At 69.3% G+C, this 17212-nt stretch carries 14 protein-coding genes; 8 read left to right on the forward strand and 6 right to left on the reverse strand.

Annotated elements, in window-relative coordinates:
- The first annotated feature begins 172 nt into the window (after positions 1 to 172).
- Positions 173 to 571, forward strand: a complete 399-nt coding sequence (locus JRI60_RS35480; protein ID WP_204220355.1) for a hypothetical protein — start codon at positions 173 to 175, stop codon at positions 569 to 571.
- An 81-nt stretch (positions 572 to 652) separates the two neighbouring features.
- On the forward strand, positions 653 to 1945 hold the full coding sequence (locus JRI60_RS35485) for a hypothetical protein (protein WP_204220356.1): 1293 nt from the start codon (positions 653 to 655) through the stop codon (positions 1943 to 1945).
- Positions 1946 to 1948: 3 nt separating this feature from the next.
- Here the strand turns inward: JRI60_RS35485 and JRI60_RS35490 are convergent, their stop codons facing one another.
- Both JRI60_RS35490 and JRI60_RS35495 read right to left on the reverse strand, forming a co-directional pair.
- The gene (locus JRI60_RS35490; RefSeq protein ID WP_204220357.1) at positions 1949 to 3475 is read right to left on the reverse strand and encodes a hypothetical protein; all 1527 of its coding nucleotides are present in this window, start codon (positions 3473 to 3475) and stop codon (positions 1949 to 1951) included.
- Positions 3476 to 3651: 176 nt separating this feature from the next.
- A complete protein-coding gene (locus tag JRI60_RS35495) occupies positions 3652 to 4845 on the reverse strand; it encodes a glycoside hydrolase family 26 protein (protein ID WP_204220358.1) in 1194 nt (397 codons plus the stop codon).
- 226 nt (positions 4846 to 5071) lie between these two features.
- Between JRI60_RS35495 and JRI60_RS35500 the strand changes: the two genes are divergently transcribed.
- Positions 5072 to 6295, forward strand: coding sequence for a hypothetical protein (locus JRI60_RS35500; protein ID WP_204220359.1), 1224 nt, complete (start codon positions 5072 to 5074; stop codon positions 6293 to 6295).
- Between the two features lie 132 nt (positions 6296 to 6427).
- Here the strand turns inward: JRI60_RS35500 and JRI60_RS35505 are convergent, their stop codons facing one another.
- The gene (locus JRI60_RS35505; RefSeq protein ID WP_204220360.1) at positions 6428 to 6643 is read right to left on the reverse strand and encodes a hypothetical protein; all 216 of its coding nucleotides are present in this window, start codon (positions 6641 to 6643) and stop codon (positions 6428 to 6430) included.
- 152 nt (positions 6644 to 6795) lie between these two features.
- Here JRI60_RS35505 and JRI60_RS35510 point away from each other — a divergent pair, with 152 nt between their 5' ends.
- Positions 6796 to 7815: a serine/threonine-protein kinase gene (locus JRI60_RS35510; RefSeq protein ID WP_204220361.1), complete on the forward strand. Its 1020-nt coding sequence runs from the start codon at positions 6796 to 6798 to the stop codon at positions 7813 to 7815.
- A 3-nt stretch (positions 7816 to 7818) separates the two neighbouring features.
- On the opposite strand, the gene JRI60_RS35515 is transcribed toward JRI60_RS35510, so the two are convergent.
- Positions 7819 to 9123 (reverse strand): sigma 54-dependent Fis family transcriptional regulator, encoded by a 1305-nt coding sequence (locus JRI60_RS35515; protein ID WP_239469890.1) that lies wholly within the window; start codon positions 9121 to 9123, stop codon positions 7819 to 7821.
- Between the two features lie 49 nt (positions 9124 to 9172).
- On the opposite strand from JRI60_RS35515, the gene JRI60_RS35520 reads away from it, so the two are divergent.
- Both JRI60_RS35520 and JRI60_RS35525 read left to right on the forward strand, forming a co-directional pair.
- Complete coding sequence (locus tag JRI60_RS35520) at positions 9173 to 10750, forward strand: serine/threonine-protein kinase (protein ID WP_204220363.1); 1578 nt, start codon at positions 9173 to 9175, stop codon at positions 10748 to 10750.
- A complete protein-coding gene (locus JRI60_RS35525; RefSeq protein WP_204220364.1) occupies positions 10747 to 11694 on the forward strand; it encodes a PEGA domain-containing protein in 948 nt (315 codons plus the stop codon). The genes JRI60_RS35520 and JRI60_RS35525 overlap by 4 nt, the downstream gene beginning before the upstream one ends.
- A gap of 62 nt (positions 11695 to 11756) precedes the next feature.
- Here the strand turns inward: JRI60_RS35525 and JRI60_RS35530 are convergent, their stop codons facing one another.
- Positions 11757 to 12074 carry a hypothetical protein gene (locus JRI60_RS35530; RefSeq protein ID WP_204220365.1) on the reverse strand — a complete coding sequence of 106 codons (318 nt, stop codon included), beginning with the start codon at positions 12072 to 12074 and terminating at the stop codon, positions 11757 to 11759.
- A 167-nt stretch (positions 12075 to 12241) separates the two neighbouring features.
- Complete coding sequence (locus JRI60_RS35535) at positions 12242 to 13957, reverse strand: SulP family inorganic anion transporter (RefSeq protein WP_204220366.1); 1716 nt, start codon at positions 13955 to 13957, stop codon at positions 12242 to 12244.
- A 227-nt stretch (positions 13958 to 14184) separates the two neighbouring features.
- Between JRI60_RS35535 and JRI60_RS35540 the strand changes: the two genes are divergently transcribed.
- Complete coding sequence (locus tag JRI60_RS35540) at positions 14185 to 15717, forward strand: HAMP domain-containing sensor histidine kinase (RefSeq protein ID WP_204220367.1); 1533 nt, start codon at positions 14185 to 14187, stop codon at positions 15715 to 15717.
- A complete protein-coding gene (locus tag JRI60_RS35545) occupies positions 15714 to 17180 on the forward strand; it encodes a sigma-54-dependent transcriptional regulator (protein WP_204220368.1) in 1467 nt (488 codons plus the stop codon). The genes JRI60_RS35540 and JRI60_RS35545 overlap by 4 nt, the downstream gene beginning before the upstream one ends.
- The last annotated feature ends 32 nt before the right edge of the window (positions 17181 to 17212 follow it).

A 17212-nucleotide genomic window follows, 5' to 3' on the forward strand; every position in this document is an offset into this window, starting at 1 on the left:
CATCGACAAGGCGGGTGAGGACAACTGCTCCCCGTGTGAATCCCATGCCCGCCCGCTTGCGTACAGCCCCCACGTAATCCGACACTTCCGACACGGGCCAAGGGCACCCGAGCACGAAGGAGGACCCCTGAAGATCTACGTCGCGTCGTCCTGGCGGAACGAGCTCCAGCCGATGGTGGTGGCCGCGTTGAGGGCGGCGGGCCACGAGGTGCACGACTACAAGGACACGGGTGGCGGGAGCCAGGGAGCGAGCGCTCCGAACATGGACGACTTCGCCCGGATGCGCTTCGAGCCGGCCCAGTTCCGGGCGTTGCTGGAGCAGCATCCACTCGCCCGGACGCTGTTCGACAAGGACATGAACGCGCTCCGGGACTGTGACGTGTGCGTGATGGTCCTGCCGTGCGGGCGGAGCGCCCACCTGGAGCTGGGGTACGCGGTGGGCGCCGGCAAGCGCACGATTGCCCTCCTGCAGGGCGAGTGCGAACCGGACCTCATGTACAAGATGGTGGAGCGCCTCTGTATCTCCATCGAAGAGGTGCTCCAGGCGGTGCGGGAGTGGGAGCACCGGTAGACCCGGCAGCAGGCAGGCGCTCCGCCGCTCCAGGTCCGCCGGAAACAGTGGAGCGCGAGAACAGTTAGGCTGGCTCCCCGCATGCGCCGCGCACGCTCCTGCCTCCCGTTCCTGCTCGCCCTCCTGCTGCCCCTGGGCGCGAGCGCCTTCTCCGTCCCCGCCCATGAGGCCATGACCCGGGCCTCCATCGACGCCGCGCTCGAAGCGGGCGCTCCGTCCCAGCTCGCGGCCCACCGCGAGGCCGTGGTGGAGGGCAGCCGGGCCGAGGACCTGAACCTCTTCGTCAAGTGGACGGGCTATCACCACTTCTTCCACCCGGGCGTGTCGCTGGACTCCGCCATCCGCAAGGACTCCGGCGTCCGCGTGCGCGTCCTGTGGCGGGAGGCCGAGGAGGCCGCGAGCAACGGTGACCTGGCGCGAGCCTTCGATCGCGTCGGCCACCTGGTGCACCACATCCAGGACATGGGCGTCCCGATGCACGTGGTGCCGGTGATGCACGGGCTCACGGATCGCTTCGAGCAGCACGAGCCGAAGGTCGGGACGGCCTCTCCTGGAAGGGAGATCGCTCCGCTCTCCGGCGAGGAGGCCCAGCTGGCGTTGGCCCAGGAGACGCTGGAGGTGGTGCGCACGGGCACGCTGCCCGTGGAGGGGGGAGCCATCCCCTGGAGCGCGTTCTGGGCAGAGCCCACGCCCCACAAGCCGGGAGCATTCGGCGGCTACGGCGTGGTGGGCAACGCCTTCGACTCGACGGAGGTGCGCTGGCAGGGGCGGACGTGGAAGGTGGACCCCGCGGTGTACGAGGACTTCGTGAACGCGCGAGTCGGGTCCGCCGAGGCCTACTCCCGCGCCTTCCTCCTCTGGGCCACGGCGCGGCTCACCGCGCTGGCGGAGACCCGGAACCAGCAGGCCATGAAGCCGGACTGGAAGCCCTCCCCTGCCCTCGCCCTGGAGCTGCTGGGAGGAGCCATCACCTCACTGCGCGTCGCGACGCCGGTGGCGGGCGCCCGAGCCCTGTTCCCCCTCCCCTGGTCGATGGGGCTCGCGGCCAGCTACGCGCGGGCCCTGGGCAATCCGCTCCTGGGTGGGGCCGGGAACGTCTGGTCGCTGGCGTTGCTCTCCCCGCCCCTGCTGACGGCGCGGCTCGGCCACGCGGGTGGGCTCGACCTGCGCGCCACCGCGGGCGCGGGCCTGTTCTCCCAGAAGGGGACGCTCCACCCGGAGCTACCGGTCGGCCTGCGTCTCCACACGCAGCTCAATCGGAAGATCTCCCTGAGCGCGGAGGCGCAGTACCGGGCCTTCGCGCCCGCCCTGTCGCCCTGGGCCCGGGGCGTCACCTTCACGGTGGGAACCGGCTTCACCTGGGGCGACAACTAGGGGTCAGAGCTCGGCGTACACCGGGCTGCCCGGGTTCGAGGCGTAGCGGAAGTAGAGCAGGCTCCAGCTCCCGTTGCTGTCCATCAGGACCTTGGTCGGGTCCACCGTATCCTCGCGGAACAGGGCCCCCGCTCCCTGGTTGATGAAGCCCGGATCCAAGCCGGTGATGGGCGTCGTGCCGTTGGGATCGCGCTCGGGATCGTTGGCGTCGACCAGGCGCACGTCGTCATGGCCATTGAAGTACGCCCCGGTCTTCACCCACCACACGGCCATCCCCGACTCCGGGATGCCCGGATCGAACACGCCGTTGGGCGGCGTGAACAGCATGCAGCCGTTGCAGCCGGAGCTGGGGCGGTTGCGGTTCTCGATGATCCAGTACTCATCCTGTGGCGAGGTGCTCAACGGCGAGACCAGGATGAGCGCGGCCCTCGTCGACTCCGAGGCGGGGAAGGCCACGCAGCGGCCCAGGTGGGACTGGAGGACCTTCGGCCGGATCCAACCAATCTTGAGCTTGTCGTGGATGTTCATGTGCCGCCACGACTCGCTGTAGCTCATGATGTCGTAGGACCCCACGCCTCCGGGACCGTTGCTCAAATACCGATCGACGAGATTGAAGAAGGCATGCCCGAGCTCGTGGGCAATGGCCGGCTCATAGCGGAAGGGATTGGTGTTGTAGGTCGGATCCGCGGCGGTCTTGGTTCCGAAGTAGACGACCTTGGGCTTGAACGAGTAGGTGCCACCCGGCGTGAGCACATTGGAGAGCATCGACAGGTTGGCCGCGGGATTGACGCCGTAGTCCTTGAAGCCCCGGGTGGCCGCCGAGTACCCGTTGGAGACCAGGAAGACGAGCTGGGCCTCGGCCGGGGTGATGATGTGGTCGCCATTGGTGTCGAGCGAGGCCCAGTTGATGTTGGCGTACCGGAGGACGTCCCGGGGAAGCGCGGCGTCGCCCTCGAAGCCGGTGTAGGCCGAGATGTTCTTGCTCAGCGACACCCAGTCGGAGATGCCACCACTGGTGACGAGGAAGCTCCCCCAGGAGTTCTCGAGGAAGTACTGGGCGACGGTGATGCCCGTCAGCTGTCCGGTCGCGAAGAAGGTATCGTAGATGCGGGTCTTGGTGACCGCCGGATTGCGGGGCAGATCGGGCGTCTCGAAGGGAATCACCACCACCTTGCCCGAGGGGTAGTTGGGATTCAGCGTCCCGTCCGTGCGGTACCTGCTGATGATGGGACCGGGGCTGCCGTAATAGATGTTGTTCTTGAGCGCGGCGGGGACGGCGCTGTCATCCAGGTAGCGCACGTCATCGCCCTGGGTGCAGGTCGAGGACTCCGCCTGCGCCGTCTGGCCGATGCCCGCGCCCTCCTGGCGGGGAGCGGACTCCTGCTCGGGTCCGCCGCATCCGACGCCGCCCCAGGCCAGCACCGCCGCCAGCCCGGAAGCGACGATGCGAACGGAGCACCTCGGCCCCCTCGTGGTGCGCCGGGCGCCCACCTCGCTCATCTCCAGGGACCACTCCACCGTGTTCGACATGACCGTTCTCCATGGGCTGCAAGGGTTGCTCCGCCAGTGGCCTGAGCACTCCCCGTGCCAATGAGTGACGTGTCTTCGAACCGGAGCGATTCCCCTCGAGGCGGCCCCGTTCCCCCCTCCGAGCCTCGGCAAGGCTTGCCAGCGGCAGGCAAGACTTGCTCGCGGCCCTTGCCCGCTCAGCGCAGCCCGGCCCAGTTGTAGGTGGCGTTGCTGCCTCCGGTCAGCACCCGCCAGTAGCTGGAGTAGTACCCGTACGTGTCCTTGATGGCCTTGTAGTTGCTCGACACGTTCCAGTCGTTCGGGCTGGTGCTGCCGAGGTTGTAGATGAGCGAGTCCCCCCACACCGACCAGAGCACCCAGGGACGGGCATCGATCTCGGAGACGGTGCCATAGCGACTGTCGCCCCAGCGCACGGGGAGCTTGTCGGTCTCCGCGAGCATGCGCGGTTTGTTGTAGCCCTTCAGCCCGTCATAGAAGCTGGCGGGGTGGTAGGGGTTGCCGTGGTAGATGTCCACCGCCACGACGTCCACGCGATCAGCACCCGGGTAGTAGTTCCACGGGTCTCCTCCGTAGGTGCCGTCCCACTCATAGGGAGACCAGACGAAGATCAGGTTCTTCAACCCCCGCGTCTTGACCAGGTAGTCGTGCATGATGTTCCAGAGCTGCCGGTACTGGGAGGGATCGTGATTCGCCCACCAGAACGGCGAGGCGCTGCCCTTCTTGTTCATCTCGTGCAACGGACGGAACAGGACGGGGACCCCCTGCTGCTGCAGAGACGCCAGCTTGTCGGCCGCGAACGACAGATCCCTCAGGAACGCCTGGTACTCGGTGGTGTTCGCCTGCCAGTTGATGACCCGGCCCATCCAGTTGTAGTCCATCCAGTTCTGCCGGAAGTTGTTCTCCCAGCTCTTCGCGGATGCGCCTGGATAGGACATGTGGAAGCTGAAGCCGACAATGCCCTCTCCGTAGATGAACCGGTCACGAGCAAAGCCGACGGCGTAGTCCACGTACGGAGCGTTGTAGGACGAGGTGTAGTTCCCGGGCCCGAAATCGAACTCCACGAAGCCGGGACGCCTGCCCGAGATGTCGCCAACCTTGACCCAGTACTCCCCGGCGTAGCTCTCTTTATGGGCCTCGCAGTGCTGCCCCATGATGGTCTGCTTCGCGACGCCGTTGCGGCTGTTGTTCTCCAGATCGACGAGCAGGTTGTAGACCTTCTGAGCCTGGGCGCTCGGCCCCGGGGTGCTCAACGTCTTGGAGACCTGGGCCGAGGCGGGACGGGCCCCCAGGGTCAGCATGAGCGCGGCGATCAGCGTGCCGACGCGCGAGAACCAGCGGGTAGATGTCTTTGCCGCGGGATGGCCTTGCATGTCTCGTTTTCCTCCGGAAGGGATGGACAGGCGCCGGAGGATAACGATGGATTTAGCGGATTTACATGAATTTCTGCGAGAGCAGACCTAGGTGAGCGCGACCGGGAACTCCGTCGAGACTGTCGCGGAGATAGTTCCTGGGCAACCGGCCCGCTTCAATTCGTTTTCCTGAGTTGGAGCGAACTGCTTGGATGCCGCGCCCAACCTACTCCAAGGGAGAGAGCACATGACGAAGCAGAAGATCCTGCGCGCCGCGGTGTCCGGAGCCGCGCTGTGGCTGGCGGGATGGGGTGGAGCCGCCGGGGCCGCCGAGGTGCCGGCCAGCCCCCATCGGCCGCGGACGCTCGATGACGCGTTGCTCGAGGTGAACACCACGGTGCCCGACTTCGGTGGCATGTATTACGACGAGAAGGGCCAACTGGTGGTGCGACTGGTGCACGCCTCCGCGGCCCCCGCCGCCAGGCTCGCCATCGCGAAGGTGTTCGGCCAGGAGAAGATTCCCGCGGAGGGGCTGGTGACGGAGCCGGCCACTCGCACCTTCGCCCAGCTCAAGGCGCTGCACGAGCTCCTCACCCCCGGCGTGCTGTCCGTGGCCGGCGCGGTCGCCACGGACGTCGATGAGAAGTCGAACCGTGTCGCCATCGGCATCGAGAGCGCCGAGGCGCGCTCGCGCGTCGAGAAGGTCCTCGAGCGCCTGGAGGTGGACCGTGACGCCATCGACATCGTCGTGGTGGGCCGCATCCTCCCCACCAACGTCCAGGGCGGATGGCTGCCCATCACCGGTGGAATCCAGATCGAAACGCCGGGCAAGTACTGCACCCTCGGCTTCGCCGCGCTCCAGGGCAGCACGCTGGGCTTCGTGAGCAACTCGCATTGCACGCAGACGCAGGGCGGCGTCGAGGCCACGCCCGCCTACCAGGCCGTCTACCCCAACCTGGCCGGCACGGAGCTCACCGACCCCGGCTACACCAGTGGCGGAAGCTGCCCCGCGGGCCGCATCTGCCGCTACAGCGACAGCGCCTTCTTCCGCGCCAGCGTCAGCGTCAACCCGCTGGTGGCGTACACGCCGGGCCCCTTCAACCTGTCCATCTCCTCCTGGCTGGATGTGCCGGGCAAGATGCTCTACCCCTCGCAGGGACAGACCGTCTACAAGACGGGCCGCACCTCGGGCACCACCAGCGGCACCATCCAGTGGGCGTGCGCCACCGTCAACTCGGGTGGCGGCCCGCACACCTATTTCTGCAACTACATCGCCACCAACACCACGCAGAACGGTGCCGGCGGTGACAGCGGCTCGCCGGTCTACTTCCTGTCCGGCAACACCGCGACGTTGACGGGCCTCATGTGGGGCGCGGGCTCGGACCCGTGGAACTTCGCCTTCGCCCCGTTGGGCTCCGTGCAGAACGAGCTGGGCGTCGTCCCCTACTGCCAGGGCTTCGTGGGCTGCTGACCTTTCCGCCCATCCCCGACCGAGCGGCAGGTCGTTCTGGGCCAGGGCGAAGTCTCCCGCCTGTCTTCCATTGATTCGCACCGTCACAGCACAGGTACGGCCCCACGGCCGGGACCGTACCTGAATCTTCAATCAGCAGATGCAAAGGTTCCGCGGGTTGCAGAAGGCGAGCTCAGACCCGCAGTACTCGAAACAATCATCGTCGATCTGGCACGACTTCGCGGGCGCCGGCTGCGAGCCCACCTGCGCCTCGCTCGACTTCGCCGCGGCCTGCTGCGCACCAAAGCCAAAAGCCACGCCCATACCAAGAGCGAACACCTGCAATGCAATACGCATCTGGCGGCTCATGAACGACTCCTCGTGCAATGAGCGCCCTCATGGCGCTCATGGATTCATATTCACGCCAACGAATGAACGAAACGTGTCGACCGACCCGAGCGTGCCCCTCGCGCGGCTCGTTCCGCCCCTCCCGTCCGTCCTGGCGCGTATAGTCCACGCCCATGCAACAGGGTCCGAGCCTCGATGCCTTCGTCCTCCTCAAGCGCCTGGCCATGGGCGCCATGTCCGAGGTGTTCCTCGCGGAGGTGAAGGGCGTGGTGGGACCCGACCGGCTGGTGGCGCTCAAGCGGATGCGCCCGGAGGTCGCGGGTGACGAGGCCTGGGTGCGGCAGTTCCTGGATGAGGCCCACCTCTCCACCCTGCTCAATCATCCGTTCCTGGCGCGTCTGCGCACCTATGGCCAGCAGGACGGCCTGCTGTTCCTCGTGTTCGAGTACGTGCACGGCCTCACCCTGGCGCAGCTCCTGGAGGCGCGCCGCGCCGCGGGGCTGGGGCCGCTGCCCTGGGCGCACGCGGTGCGCATCGCCACGTACGTGTCCGAATGTCTTGGCTACCTGCACGCCCTGCGGGGCCGGGAGGGTCAGCCGCTGGGACTCGTCCACCGCGACATCCATCCCGGCAACATCATGATCGCCGACACCGGAGCGGTGAAGCTGCTCGACTTCGGCATCGCGCGCAGGACCGGACGGCTGACGGAGACGCAGCCCGGCCGGGTCAAGGCCCGCCTGGAGTACGCCGCGCCGGAGCAGCTTCGCGAGGCGCCACTGGATGAGCGGACGGATGTCCATGGACTGGCGCTGACGCTCCATGAGCTGCTCTCGGGAGTGCAGCCCCTGCGGCGGGACAACCCGGTGCGAACGATGGAGGCGGTGATGAAGGAGGTGCCCCGCGGACTCGGCGCGGTGCGTCCCGCCGTGCCCGAGGCGGTTCAGCGGAGCGTGACGGCGGCCCTCGCCAAGCAGCCCGCGCAGCGCCCTTCGTTGATGGAGCTCCGGACCTCGCTCGACCAGGCCCTACGCGCTGGTGCCCCCCTGGTGGGCCTGCCCGAGCTGGCCGAGCTGGTGGCTCCCTGGCTCCCCGGCTCCGGGCGCCTGCCCTGGAGCCAGGACCGCGCACGGGAGATCCCCACCGTCACCCACACCGCCGACCTGTCCCATCCGCCCCGGAACACGAAGGGCTGACGCTCAATCTCCCGCCTTCAACCCGTAGCGGTTGAGCAGTCCATGGACGTGGCTGCGCGCCAGCCCCGCCGTCCGCGCCACTTCCGAGATGTTGTTGCCGCACCGCGCGAGCAGCGCCGTCAGGTACTCGCGGGTGAAGGCCTCCACCATGCGCTCCTTGGCCTCCTTGAAGGTCAGGGCGCTCAGGTCCTCGGCGGGAGTGACAGCGGCGCTCACCGGCCGCGCCGCGTCCGGCAGCTCCACGTCCCCCGCCGCGAGGACACGGTGCACGAAGTTGCGCAGCTCCCGCACGTTGCCCGGCCAGTCGTAGCCGACCAGCCGCTGCACCAGCGCCTCCGTGAACGGGAAGTCCGGCTGGCCGGCCTGCTCGAAGAGGTGGCGCGCCAGCAGGGGGATGTCCTCCGAGCGCTCGCGCAACGCGGGGACCCGCACCGGCACCACCGCCAGCCGGTAGTAGAGATCCGCCCGGAAGCGCCCCGCGGCCACCTCCGCCTTCAGATCGCGGTGCGTGGCCGCCACCACGCGCACGTCCACGTCCCGCGCGGCGTTGTCACCCACCCGGCGCACCGTGCCCGACTCCAGCACCCGAAGCAGCTTCGGCTGGAGCTCCAGGGGAAGCTCGCCCACCTCGTCCAGGAAGACCGTGCCGCCATGTGCCTGCACCAGGTGCCCCTGGCGATCGGCATGCGCCCCCGTGAAGGCGCCCTTCGCGTGCCCGAACAGCTCGCTCTCGATGAGCGAGGGCACCACCGCCCCACAGTCCACGATGACGAAGGGCTTGTCGCTCCGGGGAGAGGCCTGGTGGAGCGCCTCGGCCAGCAGCTCCTTGCCGGTGCCCGTCTCTCCCAGCAACAGCACGGAGAAGGAGGAGCGCGCGGCCCGCTCCAGCACGCCGAAGAGACGCTGCATCGCGGCGCTCCGCCCCAGCGCGCGTCCGAAGGCGGTGCGCGGCGCGGGCTCGGCGCCCTCCTCGGACGGCTCGGGCACGACGAGCAGCGTCGTCTTGCCGAGCGTGAAGCGCGCCTCGCTGGCCACGGTGACCTCATGGATGCGCACCCCCAGGGACCAGGTGCCATTGCGCGAGCCCACATCCCGAACTCGCACGCCCTCCGGCCGGGCTTGCAGCTCCAGGTGGACCCGCGACACCGTCGGATCGCTCAGCCGCAGGCCGCCCTCCACCTGGGTGCCCACGAGCAACGTCCCTTCGAGGGGGAGCTCCTGCCGCGCGTCCGGCCCCATCTCCACCACCACGCGGAAACGGGGGCCACGCGACTCTGGCCGCCCCTCCGTCAGGGCTCCGGGGGACAACGGTTCGGTGGAGGAAACACCCATGAGGTATGCCAAAATACGGCCGCCCATGGCTCCCCACAAGCACCCCTCCTCGTGCGCCACTTGCGGGCTGCCTCTCCCTTTCCCCGGCGCCTCCTGCACGGAGTGCACCGCCATCACCCAGCACGCCGGTGAGGCGGGGGGGCGCCCCCCGCGCATCCCAGCGCGGCGTCCCCTGACTCCGGGTGACGTGCTGGAGGGCAAGTGGCGGCTGGAGGAGCTGCTGGGTGCCGGAGGCATGGGCCAGGTGTACCGGGCCCGGGACCTCGCGCTCGAGCGCACCGTGGCCGTCAAGCTGCTTCACGAAGCCCTGTGCGAGGACCCGAAGAGCGTGGCGCGCTTCGAACGGGAGGCGCGGGCGATGGCGCGGCTGGAGCACCCGCACATCACCCCCATCTACGCGGTCGGCCAGCAGGAAGGGCGTCCGTTCATCGTGATGAAGCACCTGGAGGGGATGTCCCTGGCGCGCTACCTGCGCTCGGTGCCCGGTCCCCTGCCCGTCTCGGAAGTGCTCGCCCTGGCGCGACAGTTGTGCACAGGGCTGGACTTCATCCACCAGCGCGGCTGCGTCCACCGTGACATCAAGCCGGGGAACATCTTCCTGTCGCCCGGCGGACACGCCACGCTGCTCGACTTCGGCATCCTCTGGGAGCACCGCGGCGAGGAAGCCACCCGGAGTGGCGCTCGGCTCGGCACGCCCAGCTACATGGCGCCGGAGCAGGCCCGAGGCGAGCCCGTCGACGCCCGCGCCGACCAGTTTTCCCTGGGGCTGGTGCTGCTGGAGATGTTGACGGGCCTGCCCCCGGCGAGCACCTGCCGGCTCCTGGGTGAAGGGCCACGGGATGCGGCACGAGCGATCCGTGAGCAGGCGCCGTGGCTGTCGCTGCCACTGGCGGAGGTGCTCGTACGGGCCACCGCGCCCAACCCGGAGCAGCGCCATGCGGGCGCACTCGCGCTGCTCGCGGCCCTGGAGGCGGCGGAGCTCGCGCCCCCCGCGGCGGAACCATCCCCGACCCCTCCCCCGGCACCGGTTCCGGTCGGGAGCGGGAGACGCATGCGGCGCATGTCCATGGCGCTGCTGGGCGTCGCGAGCGTGGGAGCGCTCCTCGCCGCGATGCTCGCTTCCCGGAGCACGGGGCAGCTCCCGGTCGCGCCAGCGTCGTCGGCTCCGGGCTCCGTGTCGGCAGCCGCCACCGCGCCAGCCTCCGCCACTCCGAGCCCACCGCGGGAAACCACCCCCGACCGGGACGCCGCCGCCCCTGCCGTGGCACCCGCCTCCGAGGAGCCGCCTCCCGCGAAGACGACTCCCCACCGGACCGGAGCGCAGGCGTCGCTCGCGTCATCCGCCGTGGGGAGCAACGCCCGGCAGCGGGGCGCCAGGAAGGGCCAGGGGGAGTTGCGCGTGGTGACCGTGCACGAGGGCAAGACGGTCTGGGCCAACGTCAGCGTGGACGGCCAGCACCACGGCGCCACCCCGGTGTCCCTCGAGCTGCCCCAGGGGCGGCACTCCGTGCGCGTGGAACGCGGTGGCTTCGCCACGGAGGAACGCCAAGTCGAGGTTTCCCCGGGAAGGAAAGCAGTGGTACGCATCGAACTCCACGAATGAGCGCTCCACTGTTGGTGATGTCGCTGCTCCTCTCGTCCAGCGCACCCGTCGAAGGGCACCGCGCGCTGGATGCGGCGCTCCAGGCCCTGTCCGAAGGGGACTTCGAGTCCGCGCTCTCCCGTGTGGAGGCGGAGCTGAAGCGGACCCGTGACGAGGCCCTCGTCGCGCGGCTGCACCTGGTCCGAGGCGAGGTGTACGCGGCGCTCCGCCAGTACGCCCGGATGGAGGCCGCCTTCGCCCAGGCGCTCGAGTCGGACCCGGACGCGCGCCTGGACCCGGAGCGCGTGCAGCCCACCGTGGTGACGCTCTTCGAGAGTCTGCGCGAGCGGCTCCGGGGTGAGTTGGCCGTCGAGGTCGAGCCTTCCGGAGCGGAGCTGCGTCTCGATGGACGGCCGCTCGGACAGGCGCCCTGGCGGGGCCCGGTCCCCATCGGAACGCACACCCTGGACGTGGGCCCGGGGATGACCACGCTCCAGGTCAAGGTGCGCCCCGGCCGGACGGAACAGGTGCGCGTCGTCCTTCCACCGGTGGCCTCGGAGGGGACGCCCCTGTCCGGACTCGAGCTCAGCGCCCAGCTCCGGGCCGCGCTGGGCCTGTCCCCTCTGTCGGGCGTGGGAATGGAGGCGGGCGCGAGGCTGGCGGGTACGTATGTCTATGGCGAGCTCAACGCCACCGCGGGACGCCGGTTCGGCGCGTCCGCGCGCCTGGGAGCCCAGGCGCCGGAGCTCGTGGGTCCGCTGACGTTCTTCCTCTCACTGGATGCGTATGCCCTGGGAGGACCGGTCCTCTTCGGCGGCGGGCTGTCCGCCGGAGCGAGCCTCCCCCTCTCCACGAAGTTCGACCTCTTCGCGGAGCTGAGCGGACGCTGGCTCCCCGCGAGCTCCTCGTACGGGACCACGCACCTGCTGGGCCTCGCCGGACTGCGCTTCACTCCAGGCAGGTAGCAAAGGCGGAGGCCCCGGCCCCACCCCACCTCCATGCCTCGCGCATCCGCCGCGGTCCAGCCTCAGAACCAGGCCAGGAGCGGAAGACGAAGGCTGAAGAGGCCCCCTCCCGACGCGGAGAGCGAGAACCCGAAGCTCGGCCCACGCATCAGCAGCCCGAGGATCGCCATCCCGATGCTCGCGGCGACCACCTTGCGGCCCGTGACGAGCGAGTGCAGGAAGGAGGTCTCGTAGTTGATGCCCACGTAGCGGATGGCGAAGAGCAGCCCGATGGGCAGCACGGGGAAGCCATCGACGGTGAACCAGACGGTGGAGAAGGCCATCAGCTTGTAGAAGGTCGCACGGCTCAGGTGGAAGCGGTCGTCGTGAACGGTGTCCATGAGGCTCCTCTGGAAAAGAGTTGCCCTGGGCACCGAGCACATCCCAGGCCAACACCCGTGGACGTCATTCCGGTCACCTGGCGGGAAGACCCGTCCACCCATGAGACACCCAGTCCCGTTCATGAGCCGAGGGGCGGGCGGACGGGAGCGCGCTCCGGCGCTGGCGCTCAGGCACCGATGGGGGGATGCTCCGGCTCCGTGCGACCCCTCGCGAGAACGGCGCCCTCGTGACTCCGGGCGATGTGCTCGAGCGCGTCGTCATATGAAGGCACCAGGCAGGCCGACGCAGTGTCTCGAGGGAATCCCCCCTGCTCGAGCATCCGGGCCACCTCTCCCCTCGCGACGACGACGACCGTCCCCGCGCGCATGACGAGGCAGTCACGGAGGTCCAACACGGATTGAAGTCCGGTCGCGTCCATGTAGGGCACCGCGGACAGATCGAGCACGAGGTACTTCGGGAAGGGATGACTGGTGAGCGCCGCGTTGAAGGCGCCAGGAGAGAGGAGATCGAGCGGCCCGCGGACGCGGATGCGCTGGAGCGGCGGTCGCTCGTCCTGCGCGGCGGTGGCCGCGCCCAGGGTTCGGAAGAACGGGCGTCCATCCAGCCGCAGGATGCGCGACTGGATCTCCGTCCGAGGCCGTGCCATCAGGAGCCGCCCGACGCACAGAGCCACGCCCGCGCCCAGCCCGAGCAGGAGATCCACCGAGGCGATGACGGACGCGGTCACCGCGACCGCCGCCACATGGAAGCGATCCTGCTGCCACAGCACGCGCAGTCCCTTCAGATCCAGCAATCGCACGCCGATGACCACGAGGATGCCCGCGAGGGCGGCGATGGGCACGCGAGCGACGAGCTGTCCGGCCACCAGGCACACGACGAGCAACAGGAGCGCATGGATCACCGACGCCGCGCGGGTGCGGGCTCCCGCCTGGATCGAGACCGAGGAGCGGACGATGGCGCCCATCACCGGCATGCCGCCGAAGAGAGAAGAGGCGAGGTTGGCCATGCCCTGGGCCATCAGCTCCTGATCATGATCGGTCTGGTGATTCCCGACGCCTGGGAGCTGATCGATGGCGCTGGCCGACATCATCGAGCCCAGTGACGCGAAGAGGGTGAGAGAGAGGGCATCGGGCAGGAGCGCGCTCCAGTCCACCCCCGCCAGCGAGGGGAATTGGGGCGGAGGCAGTCCCGGGGGCAGGCTTCCCACGCGGGCCAGCTCCGGACCCAACAGTCCGCCGATCACCGTGGCGGCCACGAGCCCGACCAACACCGCCGGCATCCGCCGGCGCAGCCGTGGCAGGCCCACCATGCAGGCGATGACCAGCACGCCGAGGGCGATGCCACCCCACTGCATGGACGAGGCGCCGCCCCCGGTGAGCAGCGAGGAAAGCGAGCCGACCGACTTCGGAAGCCCCAGCAATCTGGGCAGTTGGTTGTTGAGGAGGATCAGCCCGATGCCCGCCATGAACCCGCGGACCACGGGTGCTGGCAGCAGCTTCGCCAGCCGGCCCACGCGCAGCACCCCGAGGAGCATCTGGAGGAGCCCGCAGAGCAGGGTGGCCACGACCATGCCCTGGATTCCATGGCGCTGAACCAGGAGGAGCACGATGGGCACCAGCGCCGCCTCCGGCCCTGTCACCTGCAGGCGCGCGCCTCCCAACAACCCGGCCACGACACCGGCGATCGCGCCGCTGATGAGGCCCACGCTGGCAGGCAGTCCCGAGGCCACCGCGAGTGCGAGATTGAGAGGAAGCGCCACGCACGCCACCGTGATGGCTCCGGAGACATCCTGTCCGAGTGTCCTGGGAGACACCATCTGCTGCCAATCCCGCCACAGCAGGCGCAGGCGATCCGTGGATCCAAACGTGTGATGTTCGAGCATGATGCCCACGCGTCTCTTCACACCGCGTGCCGCACCGCGCGCTCCTCTGGAGAGTCGTGGGGACTCGCCACGCTGTCGGCGGGAGCCGACACCTCTGCTGGTGGGCCGGACCGACACCTGTCCGTTCCAGCCGACGCCGCGGTTGGAGAGTGGACGAGCGGGTTCACTCTTGCGTGAATGCGGGGCGGAAGCGCGTTAGGACTCGCACCTCGGAGCCAGCCCAAGACATGCGACTCGTCCAACGACTGCTCATCTCCCACGCGCTGCTCACCGCCGTGCTTCTCGGTGCCGCCGCGTTCGCCGTGGTGGCCCTGGTCCGCATGACGAGCCTCCTCACGGAGATCCGGGAGGAGCATCTGGGAAAGGTGCAGGAGGAGGAAGCCGTCCACCAGGCCACCTGGGGCATCGAGGTCGCCGCCCGGCATGCCATCCTGAGGTGTGAGCGCGACCCGGCCGTCGGACCGGCGATCGCGGACTCCATGAAGGCGCCACTGCACCAGTTGGAAACGCTGCTGGCCAGGCACGGGGAAGCCATCCAGCCGAGCATCCGGAACACGGCGGAGCACTACCGCGACTATGCACGGTATGTGATCGAGGAGAACACCTGCGCGCGCCTGTTCGATCCCGCGATGCGTGAGAAGCGGCTCTCCTGGGACGAGAACCTCACGGATGCATGGATCGCCATCGTGCACTCCCTGCACAAGGTGGTGCTTCAGCGGGAGGCCGAGGCCTATGGCATCGGTGCCACCGCGATCAGCGTGGGGTTGGTGTTCGGAGTCCTGGCGGTGTTCGCCGCGTGGGGCGTGGCACGCTGGATGGCGAGAGGGGTGACCCAGCCATTGGAGTTGCTCTCCAGGCAGGCCCAGCAGGTGGGACAGGGGAACTCCAAATCCATCGCGCAGGTAGGGGGACCGATCGAGGTGCAGGAGCTGGCCGCCGAGCTGCAGCGGACACACGCACGCCTGGCGGAGATCGATCAGCTCAAGGACGCCTTCGTGGCCTCCGTATCGCACGATCTCCGCACTCCGCTCACACGGCTCCGGGCCGCGCTCGGGCTGCTGGCGGACGGCACCATCGGTCCACTCAACGAGCAGCAGCGGCGGGTGGTGGAGCTGGCCCGCAGTGCCTGCGAACGGGAGATCCGCGTGGTGTCCGCGCTGCTCGACATGTCCCGCGTGAAGTCCGGAAAGGTCTTGAGGCGCGAGGCGGGCTGCCTGCTGGATGACGTGCTCCTGCGAGCAATGGAGGACATGCGGAGCGAGGCCGAAGCGGCCGGAGTCCGGTTGGAGTTGGAGAAGGAGGGAGCGCTGTCCCCCGCCTCGCTCGACGCCGCCCTCATCGAGCGCGCGGTGGCCAACCTCCTGGGCAACGCCATCCGCGTCTCCTCACGGGGAAAGCGGGTGCGGATCGTGCGCACCATCACCCAGGAGGGGCCCCCGGGTCACGCCGCGTCCGGCACCTGCTGGGCCCGGGTGGTGGTGCGCGACGAGGGCCCGGGAGTCCGGCCCGAGGTTCGCAACCGTCTCTTCGAACACTTCTTCACCTCTCCGGTGGGCAACAGCACTTCTCCGGGGATAGGCCTCGGCCTGCCGCTGGCGCGCGAGATGATGCGTGCGCATGGAGGCGAGGTGGTGCTCCTCGACGAGCCGGGCCCGGGAGCGGCCTTCGCCGTCTGGATACCGCTCGATCGTCCCACTTCACCCCGCTACTCTTCCGAGGCCATTCCCGCTGCGCCGCCCCCCGACCGGAGCCTTGCATGAGCCCCACTCCCCAGCCTCCGTCCTCCCCCGCCAATCGCGTGCTGGTGGTGGATGACGACCTCGAACTGTGTGAGCTCATCGCCCTGCGCCTGGAGGCCCATGGGATGCGGGTGGCGAGCGTCCCCACGGGACAGGAGGCACTCGCGCGGGTGGAGCGCGACGAGGTCGACGCGATGGTGCTCGACCTCCAGCTGGGAGACGCGGATGGCCTGGAGGTGCTCGCCCAGGCACGGGAGCGCCACCCGGGGCTGCCGGTGGTCATCCTCACCGCGCATGGCACCATCGAGACCGCGGTGGAGGCCATGAGCCGGGGCGCCTATGGCTTCCTCACCAAGCCGTTCCAGGACCACGAGCTGTTGCAGAAGCTGGTGCACGCGCTCGAGCGCACGACCCTGCAACGCGAGGTGGACGACCTGCGCCGCATCGTGGCCGGCGTTCCACGCGAGCGGCTGCTCGGTAACAGTCCGGCCATCACCCAGGTGCGTGCGCACATCGCCCGGGTGGCCCCCTCGGATGCCACGGTGCTGGTGCTCGGCGAGTCGGGCACGGGCAAGGAGCTCGCCGCGCGGTTGCTGCACGGGCTCTCCCGCCGTGCACACGGGCCCTTCGTCGCGGTGAACTGCGGGGCATTGCCTCCAGAGCTGTTGGAGAGCGAGCTGTTCGGCCATGTGAAGGGGGCCTTCACCGGCGCCACCCAGTCGCGCGAGGGGCTCTTCGGGGCCGCGCGTGGCGGGACGCTCTTCCTCGACGAGGTGGGCGAGGCACCTCCCAGCGTGCAGGTGAAGCTGCTGAGGGTGTTGCAGGAGCGGCGCTACACCCGGGTGGGTTCGAGCACCGAGGAGGAGGCGGACGTGCGGGTGGTGGCGGCCACCAACCGGGATCTCCGCGAGGAGGTGGAGGTGCGCCGCTTCCGTGAGGATCTCTACTACCGGCTGTGCGTGGTGCCGCTCACCATGCCGCCGTTGCGCGAGCGCCCGGAGGACATTCCGCTGCTGGCCCAGCTCTTCCTCGAGCGGGCCGCGGCGCACAACGGGATGAGGGTGCCACACCTGAGCGCGGATGCCCTCCAGCTGCTGCGGAGCTACACGTGGCCGGGCAACGTGCGCGAGTTGCTCAACGTGATGGAGGCCGCGGTGCTGCTGGCGGCCTCCGAGGAGCTGCGGGCGGAGCATCTGGCCCACCTCGTGCAGTCGCCCCCTCGCTCCGAGCCCCCTTCGATGGAGGAGAGCGCACCGGGCGCCCAGCTCCCCAGACCGCCAGGGGCCGACGCCCCGCTGCCGACCCTCCGCGAGGCGCGTGACGCCTTCGAGCGCGGCTATCTGGTCGAGGCCCTGCGCCGCAGCGGAGGGAACGTGAGCGCCGCGGCACGCATGGCCGGGCGCAACCGCACCGACTTCTACGAGTTGCTGCGCCGGCACGGTCTGTCGGTCGCGGACTTCAAGGACACGAGCACCGGGCGCTGAGCCACGGCGCTCGCTGTCCGGATGGACGAGGA

Origin of the sequence: Archangium violaceum (genome assembly GCF_016887565.1) — a bacterium.
GTDB lineage: Bacteria > Myxococcota > Myxococcia > Myxococcales > Myxococcaceae > Archangium > Archangium violaceum_B.